This window comes from Enterococcus sp. DIV1337a (assembly GCF_051712285.1).
GTDB classification, from domain to species: Bacteria; Bacillota; Bacilli; order Lactobacillales; family Enterococcaceae; genus Enterococcus; species Enterococcus faecalis.
Window position 1 is genome coordinate 2,038,713 of record NZ_JBIOOP010000001.1, and the last position, 22,321, is coordinate 2,061,033.

Annotated in this window: 21 protein-coding genes and 1 other annotated feature; of the genes, 7 read left to right on the forward strand and 14 right to left on the reverse strand. The window is 36.7% G+C overall.

The window, feature by feature from the left end; translation table 11 throughout:
• Positions 1-5: 5 nt before the first annotated feature.
• Together macP and IGL49_RS09620 are read right to left on the reverse strand one after the other, a co-directional pair.
• Positions 6-302: a cell wall synthase accessory phosphoprotein MacP gene (macP, locus tag IGL49_RS09615; protein WP_002356451.1), complete on the reverse strand. Its 297-nt coding sequence runs from the start codon at positions 300-302 to the stop codon at positions 6-8.
• Entirely contained in the window at positions 302-883 is a 582-nt protein-coding gene (locus tag IGL49_RS09620) for an NUDIX hydrolase (protein WP_164982971.1), read from the reverse strand. Before IGL49_RS09620 ends, macP begins: the two co-directional genes overlap by 1 nt.
• A gap of 402 nt (positions 884-1,285) precedes the next feature.
• On the opposite strand from IGL49_RS09620, the gene IGL49_RS09625 reads away from it, so the two are divergent.
• The 4 genes from IGL49_RS09625 (at position 1,286) to IGL49_RS09640 (ending at position 4,698) form a co-directional block, all read left to right on the forward strand.
• A complete protein-coding gene (locus IGL49_RS09625; protein WP_002384086.1) occupies positions 1,286-1,966 on the forward strand; it encodes a 5-bromo-4-chloroindolyl phosphate hydrolysis family protein in 681 nt (226 codons plus the stop codon).
• Between the two features lie 19 nt (positions 1,967-1,985).
• Positions 1,986-3,173: a toxic anion resistance protein gene (locus IGL49_RS09630; RefSeq protein ID WP_002356447.1), complete on the forward strand. Its 1,188-nt coding sequence runs from the start codon at positions 1,986-1,988 to the stop codon at positions 3,171-3,173.
• A gap of 144 nt (positions 3,174-3,317) precedes the next feature.
• Positions 3,318-4,157 (forward strand): NUDIX domain-containing protein, encoded by an 840-nt coding sequence (locus IGL49_RS09635; RefSeq protein WP_002384084.1) that lies wholly within the window; start codon positions 3,318-3,320, stop codon positions 4,155-4,157.
• Between the two features lie 16 nt (positions 4,158-4,173).
• Positions 4,174-4,698, forward strand: a complete 525-nt coding sequence (locus IGL49_RS09640; RefSeq protein WP_104855211.1) for a GNAT family N-acetyltransferase — start codon at positions 4,174-4,176, stop codon at positions 4,696-4,698.
• Between the two features lie 44 nt (positions 4,699-4,742).
• On the opposite strand, the gene IGL49_RS09645 is transcribed toward IGL49_RS09640, so the two are convergent.
• The 4 genes from IGL49_RS09645 to recX form a co-directional block, all read right to left on the reverse strand.
• Positions 4,743-5,228 (reverse strand): hypothetical protein, encoded by a 486-nt coding sequence (locus tag IGL49_RS09645; RefSeq protein ID WP_002356444.1) that lies wholly within the window; start codon positions 5,226-5,228, stop codon positions 4,743-4,745.
• 137 nt (positions 5,229-5,365) lie between these two features.
• The gene (locus IGL49_RS09650) at positions 5,366-6,490 is read right to left on the reverse strand and encodes an LCP family protein (protein WP_104855210.1); all 1,125 of its coding nucleotides are present in this window, start codon (positions 6,488-6,490) and stop codon (positions 5,366-5,368) included.
• Between the two features lie 180 nt (positions 6,491-6,670).
• Positions 6,671-7,855, reverse strand: a complete 1,185-nt coding sequence (mutY, locus tag IGL49_RS09655; RefSeq protein WP_104855209.1) for an A/G-specific adenine glycosylase — start codon at positions 7,853-7,855, stop codon at positions 6,671-6,673.
• Entirely contained in the window at positions 7,845-8,645 is an 801-nt protein-coding gene (recX, locus tag IGL49_RS09660; RefSeq protein WP_104855208.1) for a recombination regulator RecX, read from the reverse strand. The genes mutY and recX overlap by 11 nt, the downstream gene beginning before the upstream one ends.
• 131 nt (positions 8,646-8,776) lie before the next feature.
• Here recX and rlmD point away from each other — a divergent pair, with 131 nt between their 5' ends.
• Positions 8,777-10,147: a 23S rRNA (uracil(1939)-C(5))-methyltransferase RlmD gene (rlmD, locus tag IGL49_RS09665; RefSeq protein ID WP_104855207.1), complete on the forward strand. Its 1,371-nt coding sequence runs from the start codon at positions 8,777-8,779 to the stop codon at positions 10,145-10,147.
• A 71-nt stretch (positions 10,148-10,218) separates the two neighbouring features.
• On the opposite strand, the gene IGL49_RS09670 is transcribed toward rlmD, so the two are convergent.
• The 3 genes from IGL49_RS09670 to IGL49_RS09680 all read right to left on the reverse strand — a co-directional run bounded on the left by IGL49_RS09670 (position 10,219) and on the right by IGL49_RS09680 (position 15,200).
• Positions 10,219-10,467, reverse strand: coding sequence for a GlsB/YeaQ/YmgE family stress response membrane protein (locus tag IGL49_RS09670; RefSeq protein WP_002356434.1), 249 nt, complete (start codon positions 10,465-10,467; stop codon positions 10,219-10,221).
• A 178-nt stretch (positions 10,468-10,645) separates the two neighbouring features.
• Positions 10,646-13,723, reverse strand: a complete 3,078-nt coding sequence (ebgA, locus tag IGL49_RS09675; RefSeq protein WP_104855206.1) for a beta-galactosidase subunit alpha — start codon at positions 13,721-13,723, stop codon at positions 10,646-10,648.
• Positions 13,701-15,200: an amino acid permease gene (locus IGL49_RS09680; RefSeq protein ID WP_104855205.1), complete on the reverse strand. Its 1,500-nt coding sequence runs from the start codon at positions 15,198-15,200 to the stop codon at positions 13,701-13,703. Before IGL49_RS09680 ends, ebgA begins: the two co-directional genes overlap by 23 nt.
• A 148-nt stretch (positions 15,201-15,348) precedes the next feature.
• On the opposite strand from IGL49_RS09680, the gene IGL49_RS09685 reads away from it, so the two are divergent.
• Positions 15,349-16,179: an AraC family transcriptional regulator gene (locus IGL49_RS09685; RefSeq protein ID WP_104855204.1), complete on the forward strand. Its 831-nt coding sequence runs from the start codon at positions 15,349-15,351 to the stop codon at positions 16,177-16,179.
• 194 nt (positions 16,180-16,373) lie between these two features.
• On the forward strand, positions 16,374-17,876 hold the full coding sequence (locus tag IGL49_RS09690; RefSeq protein ID WP_104855203.1) for a glucosyltransferase domain-containing protein: 1,503 nt from the start codon (positions 16,374-16,376) through the stop codon (positions 17,874-17,876).
• A gap of 122 nt (positions 17,877-17,998) precedes the next feature.
• Here the strand turns inward: IGL49_RS09690 and rplL are convergent, their stop codons facing one another.
• The 5 genes from rplL to lsa(A) all read right to left on the reverse strand — a co-directional run bounded on the left by rplL (position 17,999) and on the right by lsa(A) (position 22,094).
• Positions 17,999-18,367, reverse strand: coding sequence for a 50S ribosomal protein L7/L12 (gene rplL, locus IGL49_RS09695; RefSeq protein ID WP_002356427.1), 369 nt, complete (start codon positions 18,365-18,367; stop codon positions 17,999-18,001).
• A gap of 62 nt (positions 18,368-18,429) precedes the next feature.
• Entirely contained in the window at positions 18,430-18,930 is a 501-nt protein-coding gene (gene rplJ, locus IGL49_RS09700; RefSeq protein ID WP_002356426.1) for a 50S ribosomal protein L10, read from the reverse strand.
• 129 nt (positions 18,931-19,059) lie between these two features.
• Positions 19,060-19,189 (reverse strand) — a sequence feature (ribosomal protein L10 leader region).
• 62 nt (positions 19,190-19,251) lie between these two features.
• Positions 19,252-19,941, reverse strand: coding sequence for a 50S ribosomal protein L1 (rplA, locus tag IGL49_RS09705; protein WP_002356425.1), 690 nt, complete (start codon positions 19,939-19,941; stop codon positions 19,252-19,254).
• Positions 19,942-20,052: 111 nt separating this feature from the next.
• A complete protein-coding gene (gene rplK, locus IGL49_RS09710; protein ID WP_002356424.1) occupies positions 20,053-20,475 on the reverse strand; it encodes a 50S ribosomal protein L11 in 423 nt (140 codons plus the stop codon).
• 122 nt (positions 20,476-20,597) lie between these two features.
• A complete protein-coding gene (gene lsa(A), locus IGL49_RS09715; protein WP_104855202.1) occupies positions 20,598-22,094 on the reverse strand; it encodes an ABC-F type ribosomal protection protein Lsa(A) in 1,497 nt (498 codons plus the stop codon).
• Positions 22,095-22,321 lie beyond the last annotated feature (227 nt).

Here is a 22,321-nt window from a genome sequence, read left to right on the forward strand (position 1 = left end):
CTTTTCTATAAATTCAAAACGATATATGCCACAACGGCTAATAAAATCGCTACAATAATAATTGCCTTGTTTAACCAAGTACTCCGTTCTCGACGCTTCGAGTATTCTCCTACTCGTGACTTGTTGATTGGTTTTTGTTTTTTCTTTTCTTTACGATAAAACGTCGAAATTTCTTTTTCTTTTCGCTTATACGCTTTTTCCGCCAGCTTCTGCTCTTCCTGCTGACGACGTTCTGCTTCTTTTTCTTCTGCTTCTCTGCGTTTGCGAAGTTCTGTCCGAGTGACTAACGGACCTTTGCTCATTACGTGTCCTCCTTAAACTGTCTCTGCAGTAAATACAATTCCCAGTATTGTATAGCAAAAAGTGTTTTGGCATCACAAATCGTGCCTTTTGCCACCTCTGCTTTGGCTTCTGCTATTGTTAGCTCGTAAAGTTCCAAGATTTCATCTTCATCTTGAGGACGCGGATTTTCGACTTTCTGCAAATCCGTTGCCAAATAGAGAGCCAATTTTTCGTTAGCAAATCCTGGTGACAGATACATTGAATTTATGTAGGTGAGCTGACCTGCACGATACCCAGTTTCTTCTTCTAATTCCCGCATAGCCGTCGTTTCCAGTTGATTTTCTTCTCCAGGATCAATTTTCCCCGCTGGAATTTCTAAAATCACTTGTTCCAATGGTTTTCTAAATTGTTTAACTAAGACGATTTTTCCTTCTGCGGTTAACGGAATCATAGCTACTGCGCCTGAATGAAAAACCAATTCGCGTTTAGCTGTGCCGCCTGTCGGTAAAGCTACATCATCCAAAAAAACATCAATAATCTTTCCTTTAAAAATTTCTCGACGTTGAAGTGTTTTTTCTTCGAAGTCCTCATAATTTAACATATCTTTCACCAACCTTTCTTGTTTATCATACCCTAAAATGATAAAAATCGCACCCCTTCTTCTTTAGTTAAACCCTTTTCAAAGAAAAAAATTTATTGCTTTAGAAAAAAATTACATTTTCGAAAAAAAATAGACATAAAAAATTCACAACTTCCTTGTATTATTTAAGCATACCAACAAACAACCCTAACAAAACACTTTTTCATTTTTAACTCCTTTCCCGTCCTACCCCCAATTAGGACGGGTCTTTTTTTGCGTTTTACACTTTTTTTCTTAGGATTTCACTAAATCATAAAATACATCTTCCGCTGTATGTCTTTTCTCTCACAGAGTGTGCTAAAATAACTATTGTAACGAGAGCTGACTCTTTCGAGGATTAGATAGATAGGAGGAACTATATAAATGAACAAATTAAATACAAAATTACTGATTGGCTATATTCTTTTAGGAGCCTTAATCATTGCTGTCGCTAGAGAATATGGCTTCTTCGCTTTTGTGATTCTGGTAGGCTTTTTAGTATTCGTTCTCTATCGAAAAAAGAAAAATGCCGCCGACAAGAGCGATCAAATGCCTTACTTAACGAAAGATAAAGAAGCCCATTATCGTGAGTTGGGGTTATCTCCACAAGAAATTGATTTTTTCAGAAGTACAATGAGCACAGCCAAAAAACAAATCATACAATTACAAGAAAACATGAATCGTTCAACTAAATTACGGGCGATTGACTTACGTAATGATACTACGAAGGTTTCTAAAGCTCTGTTTAAAGAGTTAGTGAAAGAACCTAAAAAGTTACACTTAGCCAATCACTTTCTCTATACACATTTACCAAATATCGTTGACTTAACAAGTAAGCATTTAGAAATCGAACAACATGAAGTAAAAAACAAACAAACGTATGAAAAATTAGAAGAAAGCGCACAAATCATTGACCAATTGTCAAAATTAGTTAAAAATGATTATGAGGAAATCGTTTCCGATGACTTAGACGATTTAGATGTCGAAATGTCGATCGCTAAAAGCAGCTTGTCGCAAAAAGCTGCGACTGAGGAATCACCTCAAGCAAACGAAGACCAGCAATAATCATTAGGGAGGAAAAAAAATGACTGAGCAACAACCCAAAGAAACAACATCTGTAACCAATACATTGGATGATTTATTAAGTAATCCATTTTCATCAATGGATGAACTAACACCAACGCAACAAAATGAACTATCTGAGTTAAAAGAACAGCAAGCAGCTCCTCGTTTAATTGATAAATTACCACAAGAACGTCAAGCACAAGCAAAAGAGTTAGCTTCAAAAATTGACGTCCAAGATTCACAAGCAGTGATTACCTATGGTTCGAATGCCCAAATCAAACTCGGCGAATTTTCGCAAGCGATGTTAAACCACGTTCAAGCACAAGACATTGGTCCTGTTGGTGATTCACTAACCGACCTAATGTTTCGTTTAAATGAAGCCAATCCCAATGAATTACGTGCTGGTGAAGGCAATTTTATTCAAAAAATGTTAGGTAAAGTCAAACAATCCGTTTACGAAATCACCGCCAAATATCAAAAAATTGGGGCACAAATTGACAAAATTGCTGTCAAATTAACCCATGAAAAAGATGGTCTTTTAAAAGATAACGCCATGTTAGACCAATTGTATCAAAAAAATAAAGATTATTTTGATGCCTTAAACATCTATATTGCTGCTGGGGAATTAAAAGCAGAAGAATTACGGACGCAAATTATCCCTGAAGCCATGAAGAAAGCGGAAGAATCTGGGGATCAAATGGATGTTCAAATTGTCAATGACTATAACCAATTCCTAGATCGTTTAGAAAAAAGAACCCATGATTTACGCTTGGCTCGTCAAATTACGATTCAACAAGCCCCACAAATTCGTTTAATCCAAAATACTAACCAAGCTTTGGCTGAGAAAATTCAATCATCGGTGAATACGGCGATTCCGTTATGGAAAAACCAAGTAGTCATCGCCTTAACCTTACTCCGTCAAAAAGATGCTGTGACTGCTCAACGTCAAGTCTCTGAAACCACCAATGACTTACTGAAGAAAAATTCAGAAATGCTAAAAATTTCTGCAATTGAAACAGCAAAAGAAAATGAACGTGGTCTAGTCGATATTGAAACATTACAAAAAACACAAAATGATTTAATTGAAACCATCCAAGAAACATTACGTATTCAACAAGAAGGAAAAGAAAAACGCCAAGCTGCCGAAATCGAACTTGGCCATATGGAAGAAGATTTGAAAAACAAATTATTAGAATTAACACAATAAACAACGTTTAGAACAAACTTCTTACAGCATAAGCCTGGGACAAAAATCACTTTGGATTTTTGTCCCAGGCTTACTTTACTTTTTACGCTTGAATATTGTATTTCGGCCACTTAATGATACAATAAAAGAAAACCATGTTTCTTTTTGAAAGGAGGAGCAATTGTGCCACAATTTGCTTCTAAAGCCGAAGAAAAAAATTATTATGAACGCCAGGCTAGCTTAGCAGAGTTTTTAACTTGGTATCATCAACAAGAATTGCCTGAATATGAAAAACCCTCTTTAACCGTTGATATGGTCCTTCTTTGTTACAACAAGGAAGCCGATCAATTAAAAGTCTTACTGATTCAACGTAAAGGTCACCCCTTTAGAAACTCCTGGGCGCTTCCCGGCGGTTTTGTTAATCGTAACGAATCTACTGAAGATAGTGTTTTAAGAGAAACAAAAGAGGAAACTGGTGTGGTGATTTCTCAAGAAAATATTGAACAATTACACAGCTTTAGTCGCCCAGATCGAGATCCTCGTGGCTGGGTCGTAACAGTCAGCTATTTAGCTTTTATTGGTGAAGAACCTTTAATTGCTGGCGACGATGCCAAAGAAGTCCACTGGTTCAATCTTGAACGTCATGGTCAACACATCACGTTATCTCATGAAGATGTGGAAATTACTTTAGACTTGAAAACAGCGGCCTCTCTTGGTAAAGATACATTAGCCTTCGACCATAGTGAAATTATAATTAAGGCATTTAATCGTGTTGTTGATAAAATGGAACATGAACCACAAGTGCTTCAAGTCTTAGGAAAAGATTTTACCATTACGGAAGCCCGTAAAGTTTTTGCGAAGTTCCTCGGCGTTGATTATCGCAGCATTGACCATTCAAATTTTAAAAAAGCCATGACACAATATTTTGAAGAGTTAGGTGAACGTCCCGTTGGCATTGGCCGCCCTTCAAAAATTTACCAATTGAAAACAACGACAGGTTTCTAAGAGGAGGGAATATTTTTTGGCTGTTTACTTAAGAAAAGCACAACCTTCTGATTTGCCTGATATCCTTGCTATCATTGAAGATGGACGCCGCACCTTACAAAAAAGTGGTATTCCCCAATGGCAAAACGGCGATGGCCCGAATCAAGAAATTTTAGCAAAAGATATCGACCAGCAAACTTGCTATATTTTAATGGTTGATGATGCCTTGGCAGGCGTTGGTGTTTTATGTTCAGAGATTGATCCTGCTTATGAAGCGATTTTTAATGGTTCTTGGCAACCACATTCTCAAGCTACGTATACGGCAATTCATCGTGTTGCTCTAAAAAGTTCCTTTCAAGGTCAAGGACTGGCCTTGGTGCTTTTGCGCTCACTGATTACAGCCGCTCGTTTGCAAGGTGCTACTGATATTCGAATCGATACACATCCACAAAATCTCGCCATGCAGCACCTGATTAAAAAAGCTGGCTTTGTTTATCAAGGTGACGTGATTTTAGATGTTAACGATGGCGAACGTTATGCTTATCAGATGATATTGAAATAAAAAAGTTAGGTACGACTGTCAGATTGACAATCGTACCTAACTTTTTACATCTTATGAACACTATGAGCGCTTTGAATGCCCTCACAGGCTTCTTTACAAGCTTGATTAATTAATAAATAAGAGGATTCTTTTTGGCGGATGCCTAATTGATATTTCAATTCATCTGTCACTTGGCAAGATTCACTTAATGCCTCTAACCAGAAAAATACCCCTTCTTTATACGTATCTAATCCTTCTAGCAAGATTTTCGTTGCTTCTTTATCATAATACGGCTCTAAATTTTTACGAAACATCATTTCTTCTGTAAAAAAACGATTCACATTATTTCGGCAAAACATATAAGTATCACGGCCTCTCCGATGTGCAGCCTGATTACAACCGTATTCTTGAACTTCTTTAGAGATGGCTTTGAAAATTTCGTTGTATACTTCAATTCTTTGCATAATTGACAAAATGGTATCTGTATAACTAAACATAACTCCTTGCTCCCTTCCCCTTCTAAGTAACAAAAATTTGCTTGTTACTTTCATTATAAAGGGAATGTTGGGTTTATATCAAATGATACGCTGTTTTCTTGCTAAAATCCTTCGCTTTTTCCTTAGAAGAATAATAAGTAAGCGGATTACTTAATCTATTATGTTCGGATTTTCTACACTTAGAAAATAAATTATTTTATAAAGCCATTTTCCGTTTTAACTGATGGCAACGGGCCGGTCTGTGTATTGCCAGGAACACCAATATACGTATTGCCGTTGATGGAAGTCATTTCGTTTTCCTCAGCTGCTTCATCTTGAACGGTATAATCACTTTGATATAAAAATTCGCCGTTCGTATGGAAGACATAGCCGTCTTGATCTCGTTCATCTGGCTTTTCTAAATTTAAAGACACACGTAATTGATGACGGACATTTTCAATACTATCTGGATATAGTTCAACCATACTGCGCCCTTCATTACTAAAAGTGCGCCAGTCAAAAGAAAGCTGTTGTTTATCATAGTTGGTCCAAGTCAAACCTTCTTTGACTAAATGAGTCAATTCGTTGGAATCCACATCAGTTTGAATATTTCCATTTAACGAAGCAATAATGTCCATTATTTTCATGATGGATTGACCGGATTTCAACTTGTCTTCAACTGCTTGAATAATTTCTTGTTGTCGGAATCCACGCATAATATCGTTATCGCTATGTCTTTCACGGGCATAAGATAAAGCTTTCGTACCATCTAAATGCTGTTTGCCTGCATCAAAATGAATGGCTCCTGGTCCGTCTTTGGTAACACCATCAAACGCCTGCTTGACATTGACATCTATGCCACCAACCGCATCAATTAACTTAATAAAAGATAAAAAGTTAAACACAACGTAATGATTGATTGGAATATTCAATAATTTTTCAACCGTGTTAACAGAAGCTGTCGGTCCGTCGTAGGTATAGGCTGCTTCAATTCGTTGCATCCCTTGATAATTTTTTGCATCAATTTGAACAAAACTATCCCGTGGCAAACTTAAATAGGTTATTTTCTTCGTCTTGTTATTCACGGTAATCACCATCATAGCATCTGTCCTAGTTGTGCCTAATTTTCGTTCAATCGTATTGTCTAAACCCATGACTAAAAACGATTGACTATCTTTATTTTGCGCCTCAGCATAATCATTTTTTATGGGAACATAGCCTTTATCAATCGTTTTCTTTAAATAGCTACCTGCTACAGCAAAGTATGCTGAGCCGACTGTGACAAAAAACAAAATGATGACTAAACTAATTAAGCTGATTTTTCGCTTCCTACTCATTGGCTGTACTTCCTCTCTCTTGAAAAGTCTCCACCATCATGACTACTCCTCTAAGCAGACAAGAGACAAGTCTATCTTACCAGTCCCCTTCAAAACTAAACATAGCAGAATTTATATAGGGGTATAACCTAGAGGAAACAAAAAAGAGAGGCTTATTTGTTTATAAGCCTCTCTTTTTTGTTATTTATTTTTGTGTTCTTTTTTGAACAACTCCACCATTTTTTGTTGTGGTTTTGGAAAAACATAGTCCGAAAATTGTTGTGCTGCCACCCATCGCTGCGATTCTAGTGTTGCTAATTCGCCTGTATTTCGACCATAAAAGACTAAGATATGCCATTTTAAATGACTGAAAATATGAATGACTTCGCCTAAGGCACGTTTTTGCCAGACAACTGTTTCATAGTCAGTAAAAAAACTGACAGGTTCTTCAGCGACCAAAGGTTCTGTTACAGGATCTAAGTCTAAAGTTAATTGTTTTTCCGTTTCTGTTGGCTGCGCCAGTTTTTGCAATTGTTGAAATTGTTTTTTGCTAATTTCTTCAATAGGAAACAGCCACATATTGGCTAACAAACCTGTTTCAGGTCGTTGTTCTAATAAAAATTCTTGCTTTTTATTTTCTATAATAGTGCCGACATAATACACATCTTTCGGCTTAACTTTTTTTGATTTGACCGGATAAGCGGTCATTTTATCTGCCTGATAGGCCGCACAATATTGCTGAAGCGGGCAGCTTTCACACTTAGGTGAAGTTGGTGTACAAACGGCTGAGCCTAGATCCATTAAGGCTTGATTAAAATCCCCTGGACGCTCACGATCGATGATTTTAAGCATCGCCGCTTCAAATACTTTACGACTACTCGCTTTTGCAATATCTGCATCAATTTCAAATAAACGGCTCACTACCCGCATGACATTACCATCAATTGCTGGTTCAGGAAGATTAAAGGCAATGCTACCAATCGCACCGGCCGTATAGGGGCCGATTCCTTTTAAACTCCGAATATCTTCAATTGTGTCAGGCATTTTCCCACCAAATTCTGAAACAATCTGTTGCGCTGCCACTTTTAAATTACGCGCTCGTGAATAGTAGCCCAATCCTTCCCAAGCTTTCAATAACTTATCATCTGGCGCTTCTGCTAAATCTTGGATTGTCGGAAACCATTCCATAAATCGATAAAAATAATCAATGACTGTATCTACGCGAGTTTGTTGTAGCATAATTTCAGAAATCCAAATACGATACGCATCTGTATTCGCTCGCCAAGGTAAATTGCGTTTTTCTCGTTCATACCAAGCTAAAAAATCTTCCTGAAATGAACTAACTTTTTCGGGACTCCACGCCTCCCAAGGCTCTTTATTCGTCATGTTCTACTTCCTTTTCGCTAATAAATTGCTGAATCAAATCATAGTCAAACCCTTTTTGGAATAGGCTTTGTTTTACTTTTTGGACTTTTTTAGAAAAATCAAATCGCTGATTGGCACGCCATAAACGTTCGCCTTCCTTGTTTAACGCTTGTTGTTCTTGTTCTTCGTCCTTTTCAAATGCTAAAGATTCCAAAGCTAAATCAATGATTTCATTGGTAAAACCTTTTTGCATCAGATGCAGACGTGTTTTCTGAAGTGCATCTTTAAAGCTTTTGGTTCGATAACGTTGCATGGCCTTTTCTGCGGTTGCTGTTGCAACATTAAGCTGTTCATCTAACGTATAAAAGGTCAAGCCATGCTGAATATCTTCTTCACTAATGCCTTTTTGCTTTAATTGTTGTGCCACATTTCGTGGTCCTTTATCACTGGTTCGCATAGCTGTCCGCACGTAACTTTCACTAAAAATTGCATCATCCAACAACCGCAGCTCTTCTAAACGTTGAACGATTTTTACTCGATCTTCAGGTACAATTTCTTTCTCTTTTAAATAAGTAAAAATCTCTTTCTTTGAACGTAATTGATAGCTTAAGTAATTCATCGCCATTTGTAATCCGACATCATAAGAACTGGCTTTTTTAATTTCTTCTATTAAAGTATCTGATAACTCTTGGCCTTTTAGCAGACGCTGCCGTACTAAAATATCTTCCGAGACACGCAGTTTTTCGCCTGAAGATAGCCAAAGTAGATAAAATTCACCTTTATCTTTACTAATTCGTGTGATTGTTGTCATCTTATTCTCCTGCCCCTCTAAATCAGAACATATATTCTACTATACCATAGAATCCTTGGAAGCCAAATAAATAAAAATGTGCTAAAATGGGAGGAAGTGAAAAATGTGAGATGACTAAAGGATGAAAGAATATGACTCAACAACTAGTAAAAAAAGGCCAACAAATTTCTTTAAAAATTAAACGATTAGGAATTAATGGCGAAGGTATCGGCTATTATAAAAAATTAATTATTTTCGTTCCTGGGGCGCTACCCAAAGAAGAAGTGACTGCCACGATTACAAATGTCACACCCAAATTTGCTGAAGGAACCCTTCAATCTGTCAAAAGAGCTGCTAAAGATCGCGTGGTTCCCCCTTGTCCTGTCTATGAAACATGTGGCGGCTGCCAGCTACAACATTTAGCCTACAAAGCGCAATTAGACTTTAAAAAGGATTTATTAAAGCAAGCGCTTAACAAATTTAAGCCAGCCAATTACCAAAACTATGAACTACGAAAAACAATTGGGATGAAGCATCCTTGGAATTATCGAAATAAAGCCCAATTCCAATTACGCCAAATCGATGGCCAAGTAGAAGCTGGTCTCTATCAAGCTGATTCACATCAATTAGTACCGATTGATAACTGTTTGGTTCAACAGCCTGCGACAACCAAGGTGATGAATACATTAGTTGATTTATTGAATAACTTTCAATTACCAATTTATGATGAACGTAAAAATAGTGGTATCTTTCGAACATTAATGGTTCGAGTGGGCATCCAAACTGGCGAAGTCCAAGTAGTGTTCATTACACAATCGAAGAAATTTCCACAAAGAGAAAAAATGATTCGCGCAATTAATGAACAATTACCAGAAGTTGTTTCTATTATGCAAAATGTCCAAAATAAAAAAACCTCTCTAGTAATGGGCGATGATACCCTTCACTTATGGGGCAAAGAAAGCATTGAAGAGCATATTAACGACGTTGTCTTTGATTTATCGCCGCGAGCATTTTTCCAATTGAATCCAGAACAAACGGAAGTTTTATATAATGAAGGAATCAAGGCCTTAGATTTACAACCAAACGAAACAGTTGTTGATGCTTATTGTGGCGTCGGGACCATTGGCTTAAGTTTAGCGAAACAAGCGCATCAAGTTCGTGGTATGGATACCATTCCCGCCGCAATTGACGATGCTAAATTCAATGCAAAACGACTTGGTGTTACGAACACACATTATGCTGTTGGAACAGCTGAAGACTTATTACCTAAATGGTTTAAAGAAGGCTTTCAACCTGATGCCATTGTAGTTGATCCGCCACGGACTGGTTTGGATCGTAAATTATTAACGGCCCTTTTGAAACAACCACCTAAGAAAATGGTGTATATTTCTTGTAATGTTTCCACATTAGCACGCGATTTAGTTCAATTAGCCAAAGTATATCAAGTAGACTACTTGCAATCTGTTGATATGTTTCCACAAACTGCTCGTTGTGAAGTTGTCGTTAAATTAACGAGAAAATAAAAAAAGGCACCAAGTTCCACGAAAACCGTGAGACTTGGTGCCTTTAGCTAATTAAGTAATTATTTGCTTAATTAGCTATTTTTTCGTCCGAAGAAGAATGAAACCACAGCAACTAAAATTACTGCCCCAATAATTGATGGCACAATTGCCATACCTGCTACATGGGGACCCCAGCTACCTAAGATTTTTTCTCCGATAAATGAACCAACTAAACCAGCAACGATATTCGCAATCCAACCCATTGATTGGCCTTTGCTTGTAAGCGCGCCAGCGATAGCACCGATAACAGCACCAACGATTAAAACCCATAAAGTATGCATAAAATAATTCCTCCTAAATGCTTTATCTAGCGAATAATTCGCTATGTTACTATTATGAACTATTTTTATTAGATAACAAAATAGTTTGCTTACTTCCATGAAAAAAAGAAAAAAATTATGATAATTTCATTAAAAAACTCAGAACAGAATACAAAAATAAACTGTTCTGAGCTTTTATTTAAGAAATTGTTGGTCGTTTTACTCGTTCATGTGCGACATCTGCTGCTTGAATCTCTTTATTATTAAAAGGTGTTAAACGGAATGCCAGTTGGAATTCTTCGAACGTAGTCCGATATTTTTCTAATTGCCACTGGCCACAAGAGTAGCTACCTAAGGCGTTTTGTTTGTAATCGATATTTAAAACAACATAATCACTTTCTTGTAATTCATTGGTATGCTTAGCAACATCTAGCGCTTGTTCTTCAAAATAAGAAACACTAAAATTATATGAATCAGCCGCTGTTGCTACTACCCCTTGGCCGCGATCATCCGTGAATGCGGACCATTTAGTCGCCATGTGGTTACCGTTAGCTTGTGGAACAACATAATTAGTGAACATTTCCGCCACTGTAGCATCATAAACGCCAAGTAAACCAGCTTCTTGTGAATCTACATAGTTTTCTCTCGGCCCTTTACCGAAATATTTTACTTCTGACAGAGACTTGTCTAAATGGAGAGTCACACCCAAACGTGGTAGCATATCTGGCGCATTTTCAATTTTACCAGCAGGACTACCTTTTAAGTCGAAGAAAATTTCGCCATTTGGTGCAATTAAATACTGATAGGCACATTGATAATGCCAAGCACTATTAGTTGTTCCGTTAATTGTTTTTACGATGACTTGGATAAAATCATCAACTTTTTTCCACTCAAAAGAACGGACAATTTCATGCTCTAAATGTAAGAAATATTTCTTCTTCATTTCATCAATAATTTCCATATCATTACTGATCGGTGCCCGCCAAAATGTAAATTTCGGCCCTTTATGCAATAATTTTTTACCATCTCGTGTCACATTCGTTAAGGTGCCTTTCACCTTATCAAAATTAATTGAAAAGTTTGGTCCTTCAATGTATAAATGAGGGCCAATTTCCTTTGCCATCAGCGAGCCAACTGGTGTGATCTCAATCCCTGGTGTTGCAATTGGCAATTCAAACTGTGCGGTAGCTAATTCATGACCAGCAGATGCATAGGCGGTCGTTTCTTTCAATTGATATGAAAGAGTTAAATAATAGGCGGCTCCTGCTTTTTTAGGAAAATCTAAATGATAAGGTAAGTGCAATCTTCCTTCTGCTCTAGCAGCAATTGCTGGCACTGCTACTGTCCCTGATTGAATCACTGTTTGATCTTCAGTAATTGTGTAAACCAGCTTAAAGATAGCCAGGTTTTCAAAATCAAACCGACTCAATAATGAGAATTCACCTGACAGAACGTCAATAGCACTAGTTGTAATTGGTTCAATTACTTTTTTGTATTCATACAAGCTAGGAGATGGCGTACGGTCAGGCATCAACATCCCATCAATACAAAAATCTTTGTTACTTGGATCATCGCCGAAATCGCCGCCATAACGATAATAAACTTCACCGTTATCTGTTATTGTTTCAATGCCATGGTCAAACCATTCCCAAATAAAGCCACCTTGTAATTTATCATGAGCATAAAATAGCTCTTGATATTCTTTTAAATTCCCAGGGCCATTCCCCATCGCATGACAATATTCACATAAAATATGCGGTTTTTTTGAATTTTCAATAATCGTATTCATCAGTAATTCTCTGGTTGGGTGTTCCAACCACGTATACATTGTAGAATAGACATCCGTGACCTCTGCCTCAAAATCACCTTCATAATGGACCAAACGCGTTGGATCCATTTCTTTTGCCATACGGGCCATTTTAATAAAGTTATGACCAAACGCTGATTCATTTCCTAAAGACCAAAAGAGAATTGATGGATGGTTTTTATCCCGTTGAATCATCCGTACCATCCGAGAAACATAAGCCGTTTCCCATTCTGGATCGTTACTAATCCAATCATATTCTCCGGTTAATTCAAAGCCGTGACATTCCAAATCGGTTTCATCAATCACATACATCCCATATTCATCGCATAAATCATAGAAATAAGCAGATGCTGGATAATGACTGGTCCGAATGGCATTAATATTAAATTGTTTCATTAAACGAATATCTTTTTCAATTTCTTCACGACTAACCACTCGACCATTTTTCGGATTATAATCATGACGATTCATTCCTTTTAGTTTAATGGCTACACCATTAACTAAGAAAGTCTCACCAGATACATGAATATTTCTGAAACCAACTTTTTGCGGAATAACTTCGACGACGTCCCCTTCAGAAAAAACAGTCATAAATAGTTGATATAAGTATGGTTTTTCAGCTGACCAGGCAGTGACAGACGACAAACTTGCTGAAAATTCAACCGTACCCTGATTTCCTGCGACAGTCTCTTTAAGAACCGTTTTGCCCTGTTGATCCATCAATTCCAATTGAACTTGTTGTCCTTTGTCTTGCCAAAATTTACCCGTAATTGCCAAGCGGCCATTTTGATACGAATCATCTAAATCGGAAATAATAAAGAAATCTTCCAGCCCATTTTCTGGTACACCGAGTAATTCAACATCCCGAAAAATACCACTTAACCACCACATATCCTGATCCTCTAAATACGTGCCATCTGACCATTGATAGACTCGCACCGTTAAATCATTTGTTTCACCAATTTTAGCGTAAGACGTAATGTCAAATTCCGCTTCATTTCGTGCACCTTTACTGTAGCCAACTTCATGGCCGTTCACCCAAACATGATAAGCTGAATCTACGCCACAAAAACGTAAAATGATTTTTTTATCGTGAAATGTTTGATCCACAGTAAATGTCCGTTTGTAAATACCTGTTGGGTTTTCCGTTGGTACATACGGCGGATTAATGGGAAAATTGTACCATAAATCAGAGTAATGCATTTTGCCATATCCTTGGACTTGCCAATTTCCAGGAACAGTGATTTGATCCATCTGACTTGTATCAAAATCCGTAGAAAAAAAGTTTTCTGGGCTGTATTCTGGCGCTTCTAAAAAAAGAAAATGCCAGCGTCCGTTTAAATTTTTGTATGCTTGTGTATATTTATTTTCATTTAGTAACGCTGTTTCTTCCGAAGGAAAGCTCGAAAAATGGGCTCGTCCAGGCAACCGATTGATACTATCTACTTTATAATTTTCCCAAGTCTTCATAATTCATTTCTCCTTTACCAACTTCATTTTTTTCTTTTGTTTCATATCGTTTCCAACAAATCCAAGCAAATCCCATAAAGACAATTAAACCAATGATGTTATACGCCAACATACCTAGTGGACTAGCGGTTCCTTTCGGTAACGTGCCATTGATTTCTTCCATGATTAATTTTGGATCCGGCACAGTTGACATAAAGAACACAAAGATAAAAATGGCTAATAAGAAAATCCCCGCAATTAAGCCAAAGGTTCGATTACCAAAGCGGAAACTTCTCGGCATTGTTTCTTTTTTCCAACGAAGCCCAATATAGGCGATTAACAAGAACAAGACAGGCACTAATGACGTAGAGGCTGTCATATTAATTAACGTTTCTAAAAAGCTATCCATATTTCCAATTCCTAGTGCTGGAATGGCAACTAAAATCGTCACAATAATTCCTTGAACTAACAAAGCATTGGTTGGATTTCCCTCTTCGTTCGTTTTCACTAGCCACTTACCGAAGACCCCATCAGGAATTTCTGAGAAAAATACTTTAACTGGTGCTGCAGTCCACAGAGCCAAAGAACCAAGACTTCCGACAAATAAGATAATTCCTACTAAGCGCACCATCATTGCTGCGGGAATATGGAAATACGTACCTAAAATTTTAAAAATATCAAAAATACCATTTGAAAAATTTCCTTTTAAGACGTCCGTTGGCACTACCAAACCTACAGCAACGGCACCAAGAATATACATGATACCGACCGCAATCGTTGCACCAATCATCGTGCGGACAAACGTTTTATTGCCGCCTTTAACATCCTTAATATATACACCGATACTTTCACCACCGCCAACAGCTTGTAAAATCCACGCCATTGTCATGAAAAAAGTCCAATTAAAAGTTGGCATAATTGACGTCGTGGTAAACTCTTGTGCTGGTTCATTGCCAAAACCAAACACGACGACAAAGGCTAAAACCACAAAAGCTACGCCCATAAATAAACGAGCACCACCCGCTAAGCTAGTCACTTTCGAAATCCACGAAACCCCTTTAATACAAACCCATGTCATTAACCAAAATAACAGGATAGAAATCACTGCAATTATTTTAGTACTATGGTTTCCTTGAAAAACGTTTTGACCTAAAAAAGCGTATGAACCATAAATCAATGTATTCGGTAGTAATGAACAGAAGAAAAACAAGTTGACAAAGAAATACGACCAAGCACCTAAAAATGCCCATTTAGGTCCTAACACAGATTCCAACCAACTATGAACGCCTGATTCATTTTCAGAATTAGCAGAAGCAAATTCTGCAATCATTAGAATAAATGGTAAAAAGTAAAAAATAGAGCCGAATAAATAGCCTGGAATAGTTGCTAAGCCAATCTGAATACTGTTGTTAACAATGCTGGGAAAGGCAAAAACCGCTGAAAAAGTCATGAGCATCAACGCGACAGAACCTAATCGCTCCCGTGAATGTGTTGCCATTTTACTACATCCTCTCTTTATCAAATTAATTAGTACTCACACATTGTAAAACGCTTACAGTTTTTTAAAAATAAAAAATGTTGCCTATTTCTTGTAAAGATGTTGACTTTTAGAAAGCCTTTACATACTCTTATAAAGAGGTGATAGCATGCAAAATGTTTTTACAAATAATGTCAGCATCCTGATTAATGATCAACCTATTAGCCAAGAATTTCATCTTTATGAAGCTGGCTATGAAAAATGCCGCCCGACAAAACCAACGGAGTTTGCCCCCATTAATTATTGGGTTTTGCATTATTGTAGCGATGGTGAAGGCTATTTTTCAACACCCTTTATGGAAAAACAACACATTACCGCTGGCGATTTGTTTATGATCCCAGCCAATTGTCGCAATATTTATTATCCTAATCGGCAAAATCCTTGGACCTATCATTGGGTCGGTTTTGTTGGAGATCTTTCTTCTCAGTATTTAGAAAAAATTGGCCTGACTACCGAAAATTGTATTTTAAAAGGAACTGTTGATAAGAAATTAGAAAGTTTATTTAAAAATATTTACCAAGAAGCGAAGAAACATAATCATTTTGGCAGTTTAAGTGAAAGCTTTCAATTGTTGAATTATCTAGAGCATCATTCCATTACACAGCACGAAAATCAAAGCCAACAATTATTTAACCAAATTAAAATGGCTATCCACGAAAATTTTTCAAACAATCTTTCAATTAGTCAGTTAGCTGCTGAGTACAACATTGATCGTAGCTATTTATTTAAGCTGTTTCAGCGTTATGAACAAACAAATCCTAGTATTTATGTACAAAACTTAAAATTGCAAAAAGCCTGTTCTCTGTTAAGAAAAAGTTCCTTAACCATTACGGAAATCAGTTTTGAGGCAGGTTTTTCTTCGCCTTCTTATTTTTCAAAATTTTTCTTCCAGAAAAAAGAGATGACGCCTCGACAATATCGTCAACAGTTTTTGACTTAAAATAAATTGTTGCTTATCTGTAGTTAAAGAAAAAAACGATTTATTTAATAATTTTCAAATTTAGGTAGTTCTTATAATTTATCTATTTTATAATTAATTAGGGTTTTATTATAGGTGGGAGTGTGATATATAGACTAATTAAAATCAATAAATAATTTACAAGTTTTAGCAAATAAACAATATTGGAGAGAAAAATGAAACATTTTATTAAAGAAAACAAAGGTTTAGCCATCTACAGCTTTTTAATTGTCTTTGCTACTTATGGTATTAAACTATTTAACAATACTTACGCTATTGATACTATGCACTTAATGACTAACTACAGAGGCTACTTAAAACATTGGGTTTCCATTGGTAGACCAGGATTAGTAGCTTTAAAGCTTTTAACATACAACTATGTAAATGTTTATTTTTTAAATTTGTTAGCTATTATTTTCTTTGCTATCGCCACTATCTTGTTATGCTATTATGTTGATCTTTCAACTAAGCAGATTTATAACAAAAAGTATTTATATATTATCCCAAGTATTTTTCCAACCAGTCAATTATTTAGTGAACAATTTTACTTCGTCCTACAAAATTTTGAATTTTCATTAGGTATCTGTTTGGTTATACTATCTCTCATTGCTATTTACCATATTCCCAATAAAATTTTTAAATTATTTGGCTTTTTGTTACTGACGTTTACACTTACTATGTACCAATCATTCTTTGTATTTGCGTGTACCTTAATTTTATTCAAGATTTTAATGGCATTGTATTTTGCTCAGTTGAATGATCTTAAAATTTCTTTTAAAGACTATGCCTTCAAAATTGGTCATTTTATTCTACTAGCTATTTCATCTCTCGTTCTATCTCAACTAATGACGATGTTAGCGAAAAAATTTTTAAACGTTGAAAGCTCCTATCTAGATAATATGATTCTTTGGGGCAAACGTCCCTTGATAGATTCTATCAATGATATTAAAGATTACGCCAAAGAGCTGTTCTTCCCTCCAGTCGGAGACACTTTTTTTACACCGTTATTTTTGATATGTGTTATTTTACTGGCCGTTGTATTAATTAATATGTCCTATCTAAAACGCAAAAATGTTTTCTTCATCTTTATTACCTTGTTAGGTATTCTAATCACTCCACTCATGTTTACAATTTTAGGTGGAAAACGTCCAGCAATTAGAGGTGAAGTACCTAACTTCCCTGCTGTTTTAGCGTTATTACTCATCTTTATTATGATTTACTGGGGATATAACTTTGTGCTTAAACATTTATTAATTGGCATAGTAATTCTCTTTACTTTTATTCAAGTTCGGGAAACAACCAACCTAGAATATTCTGAGTATCTAACAGCGGAAGAAGATTTACGTACTGCGGAAATGATTACAAATAATATTTATTCAATGGAAATTGAGAATCCAGAATCCTATAAACTTTTAATGTATGGAAATCGTTCTCCTCGGAATGTTTCAAATATAAAAGGTGAAACAAACGGTGTCTCATTATTTGAATTCATGCCTAACTCGGTGCATACTAGTTTAAATACTTTACTCTATATGAAAACATTTGGATTAAATTTTAATGATCCTACACCAGAAGATTTTGAAAAACACCAAGCTTTACAAGCGGAAATGAACGTCTGGCCTAGCAAAGATTCTATCAGAGTGGTAGATGATTGTATTGTTGTTAATTTGTCAAAGTAAACAATTAAATTTTATAGATATTTTACTAACGGTAGTTGTTTTAGCAAAAGACAACTACCGTTTGCTATAAAAAAAGAACCCTTGCCACACAAGGGTTCTCAAACATTCAAAAGTTGAATGAATTATTTTACTGTTACTGAAGCGCCAACTTCTTCTAAAGCAGCTTTTAAAGCTTCTGCTTCTTCTTTAGAAACAGCTTCTTTAACTGGTGCAGGAGCGCCATCAACTACAGCTTTAGCTTCTTTCAAGCCTAAGCCAGTTGCTTCACGAACTGCTTTGATAACTTTAACTTTTTGATCGCCAGCTGCTGTTAATTCAACAGTGAATTCAGTTTGTTCTTCTGCTGCTCCACCTGCTGCTGGTCCAGCTACTGCTACAGGAGCTGCTGCTGATACGTCAAATTTTTCTTCGATAGCTTTAACTAATTCGCTTAGTTCTAAGATAGTTGCTGTTTCTAACTCAGCAACGATGTTTTCAATGTTTAATGCCATTTTGAATTTCCTCCATTTAAATTAAAATTGTTTGTTTTTTATTTGTTTGAATTAGACTGCAATTAAGCAACTTCTTCGTTTTTCTCTGCCACTGCTTTGACAGCGTAAGCCACGTTGCGGACTGGCGCTTGTAATACAGATAATAGCATAGATAGTAAACCTTCGCGGTTTGGTAGTTTTGCCAACGCAGTAATTTGTTCCACTGAAGAAACTTTTCCTTCGATGACGCCACCTTTGATTTCTAATGCTTTTGCATCTTTAGCAAATTCGTCGATGATTTTAGCTGGTGCTACTACATCGTCGTTGCTGAATGCGACAGCAGTTGGGCCTGTAAAGACTTCGTCTAAGCCGTCTAAACCAACTTTTTTAGCTGCACGAGAAAGGATTGAGTTTTTGATGACTTTCATTTCTACGCCTGCATCACGTAATTGTTTACGTAAGTTAGTGACTTCTTCAACTGTTAAACCACGGTAGTCCACGATTACAACTGATGCTGCTGATTCAAATTTCTCAGCGGCTGCTTGAACTAGGGTTTCTTTTTTAGCGATTGCTGCTTCACTCATTTATTTCACCTCCTGATTTTGATGGTGGAGTTGGACTTGGTTTACGATATGTAAAGTAGAAGAATCAAATGAAACTTCGCTCACTTCGTTCGCCAAGTATTATTTACATCGGCTTTTTTTCAAAAAGTCGTGTAAAACAACAAAACTCCATGCCACCGTAGACATAGAGGGACCGAATTGTATATAACTCAACAATTGTCCTCGGTAGGAAATTAAGACTTGCGTCACCTACTGTCTTCGGTACAGTTAATTATTAACCTCACTCACTTTACCATAGGGTAAGTGAGTGAGTCAAGAATTTTTTTATTATTTTCTTTCAAATTAGAAAGAAGCTTGGTCAACGTGGATTCCAGGTCCAAATGTTGTTGTTACTGAAATATTTTTGATGTATTGACCTTTAGCAGTTGATGGTTTAGCTTTCAATAATACGTCGTTAATTGTGTTGAAGTTTTCAACCAATTTTTCGTTATCAAATGAAACTTTACCGATTGGTACGTGGATGTTACCAGCTTTGTCAACGCGGTAAGTTACTTTACCAGCTTTAACTTCTTCAACAGCTTTTGTAACGTCCATTGTTACAGTACCAGTTTTAGGGTTTGGCATTAAACCTTTTGGTCCTAAGACACGGCCTAATTTACCAACTGTAGCCATCATGTCAGGAGTCGCAACAACTACGTCAAAGTCGAACCATCCACCTTGGATTTTTGCAACCATGTCGTCGTCGCCTACGAAATCTGCACCAGCAGCTTCAGCTTCTTTAGCTTTTTCGCCTTTAGCGAATACTAAAACAGTTTGTGTTTTACCAGTTCCGTTTGGAAGCACAACTGCTCCACGGATTTGTTGGTCTGCTTTTTTAGGATCAACGTTTAATTTATAAGCAACTTCAACTGTTGCGTCAAATTTCGCGATGTTTGTATCTTTTGCTAAAGCTACTGCTTCTTCAACTGAGTAAGCTTTTGTAGCATCAACTTTTTTCAATGCTTCTTGCATTTTTTTGCTCTTTTTAGCCATTTTGTTTCCTCCTTGATTGTGGTTATAACGGTTGTACCTCCCACGTCTTTCATATCTTTAAATATGAAACGAACTGAGAAGCTACTTCTTTGAGTAAGTGTGGAATAAAAATTATTCTACGATGATACCCATGCTTCGTGCAGTTCCTGCAACCATGCGCATTGCTGCTTCAACGTCAGCGGCGTTTAGGTCTGCCATTTTAAGTTCAGCGATTTCTTTCACTTGATCGCTTGAAACTGTTGCAACTTTAGTTTTGTTTGGTTCACCTGAACCTTTTTCGATTTTTGCAGCTTTTTTCAATAAGACTGCAGCAGGTGGTGTTTTAGTAATGAATGTAAATGAACGATCTTCATATACAGAGATTACTACTGGAATAATCAAGCCTGCTTGGTCAGCTGTACGAGCATTGAATTCTTTAGTGAATCCCATGATGTTGATACCTGCTTGACCTAACGCTGGACCTACTGGTGGAGCTGGTGTTGCTTTCCCCGCAGGAATTTGTAATTTAACGATTTTTTCTACTTTTTTAGCCACGAAAATACCTCCTTAAGTTCTCGTGCGTGGTTAATGGGGTTGAGATTTCCCCTCCCACTCAACGTACATTTAAAACATACCCTATTACTATACAGGATTCCCTTTACTTTTTCAAGATGTTTTTATGATTTCAAGGCAATTTTTTTATCTGTTATTTTCTTCATGAAGTGCGCATCATGCTCAATCACTAGCATTGCAGGCTTCACAGATAAGATTAGCGCTTCTAATTGTTGATGATTAAACACATCCAAGTAATTAAGGGGTTCATCCCAAATATAAAGTTCCGCTGATTGAGACAATGATTTGGCTACTTCGACTTTTTTCCGTTGCCCCATACTCATTTGTTCAATTCGATTAGTGAAAACGGCGCGCTCCATCCCAAGTTTTCGTAAGTTATTTAAAAATTGGGTGTAATCCAACTGGTTTTTCTCTGCAAATTCGGATAAAGTTCCTTGATTGTCTTCATAATCTTGGCGCACATAAGAAATGGTTAATTGGTGAGCCAAAGTGGCTTCGCCTTCTGAATCCCCAGAAAAATTCCTCAATAAATACTGAATCAAGCTCGATTTCCCTGAGCCGTTTTTTCCTGTTATTCCGACAATTTCTCCCGCGTTTATTGAAAAAGAAAGTGGCGCAAATAGCCAATTTTTCTCGTAGCCCAGACGAAGCTCTTCAACCGTCAATAATGTTTTGTGATGCGTTGGCTGATAATCCATTGACAAAGGATCAATATACTCAAGATCTTTTAATAGTTTTTCTTTTTCTGCTAATTGTGTTTCGGCGCGTTGTTGAATGTGTTTCGAGCGCTTCATTACGCGCGCTGCCCGGGCACCAATGGCCCCTGTATCAAAAATCGCCCCGCTCCCTTTTTCTTTAGCGTTGCCGTACTTATCACCTTCACGGTTCAGCGACCATTCCGCTTTTTTACGAGCGGTTTCTTTCAAGCGATTGACTTCTTTTTTGATTTTTTCATTTTCTGCTAGTTCAAAAGCATCTCTTAATTTTTTTTGCTCTTCATAAATAGAAAAATTCCCTTGATACAGTGTCAATTGACTTTTTTCAATCGCCAAAATATGATCAACCACTTCATCAACAAAGGCCCGATCGTGGCTGACTAAAATAAACCCGTGTTTCTTTTTCTTCAAATATTCAGCCACTTGTTGTCTGCCAGCTAGATCTAAATGATTTGTTGGCTCATCAATTAAAGGAAAGGCATTTTTTTCAATAAAAAGAAGACCTAATAAAACTTTCGTCTTTTCGCCGCCTGATAAAGAAGAAAAGGGCCGCCATAAAACTTCAGGATCAACGTTTAAAAGCGTTAATTCTCGTTCTAATTCCCACTGTTCAAAAGAAGTCACCTCTTGTAAGACATAATAAGTCAGCTGTTGTTCTTCCGCAACTGTTTGTGGAAAATAGACGAAATCGACTTGATGAAGAATCTCTCCTTGGTAATCCAACTGCTTTTGTAACAATCTTAATAAGGTGGTTTTCCCACGGCCATTGCGGCCAATCAATCCTAATTTCCAATTGGTATCCATCGTGATATTTGCCTGATCAAAAAGCAATACTTCTTGATTATCATAGGCAAAAGATAGTTGTTTTAGTTCAATTTTCGACATAAATATACCTCCATAAAGCAAAATTGATGCAGCTTTACGGAAATCAGCGGCATCAATCCAAGGTATACAAAAAGACCCGTGGCTGAATTCTTTAAGCTAATTTCCGAAAATCCGCACACTCCACCTGTTATATTCAGGTAAAGTTATACAGTTTCTCTAAAAAATTAACTTAAATTTTCAACGCACGAATCACTCTTTTCGTCTTTTATTATCTAGAATTTAGCATC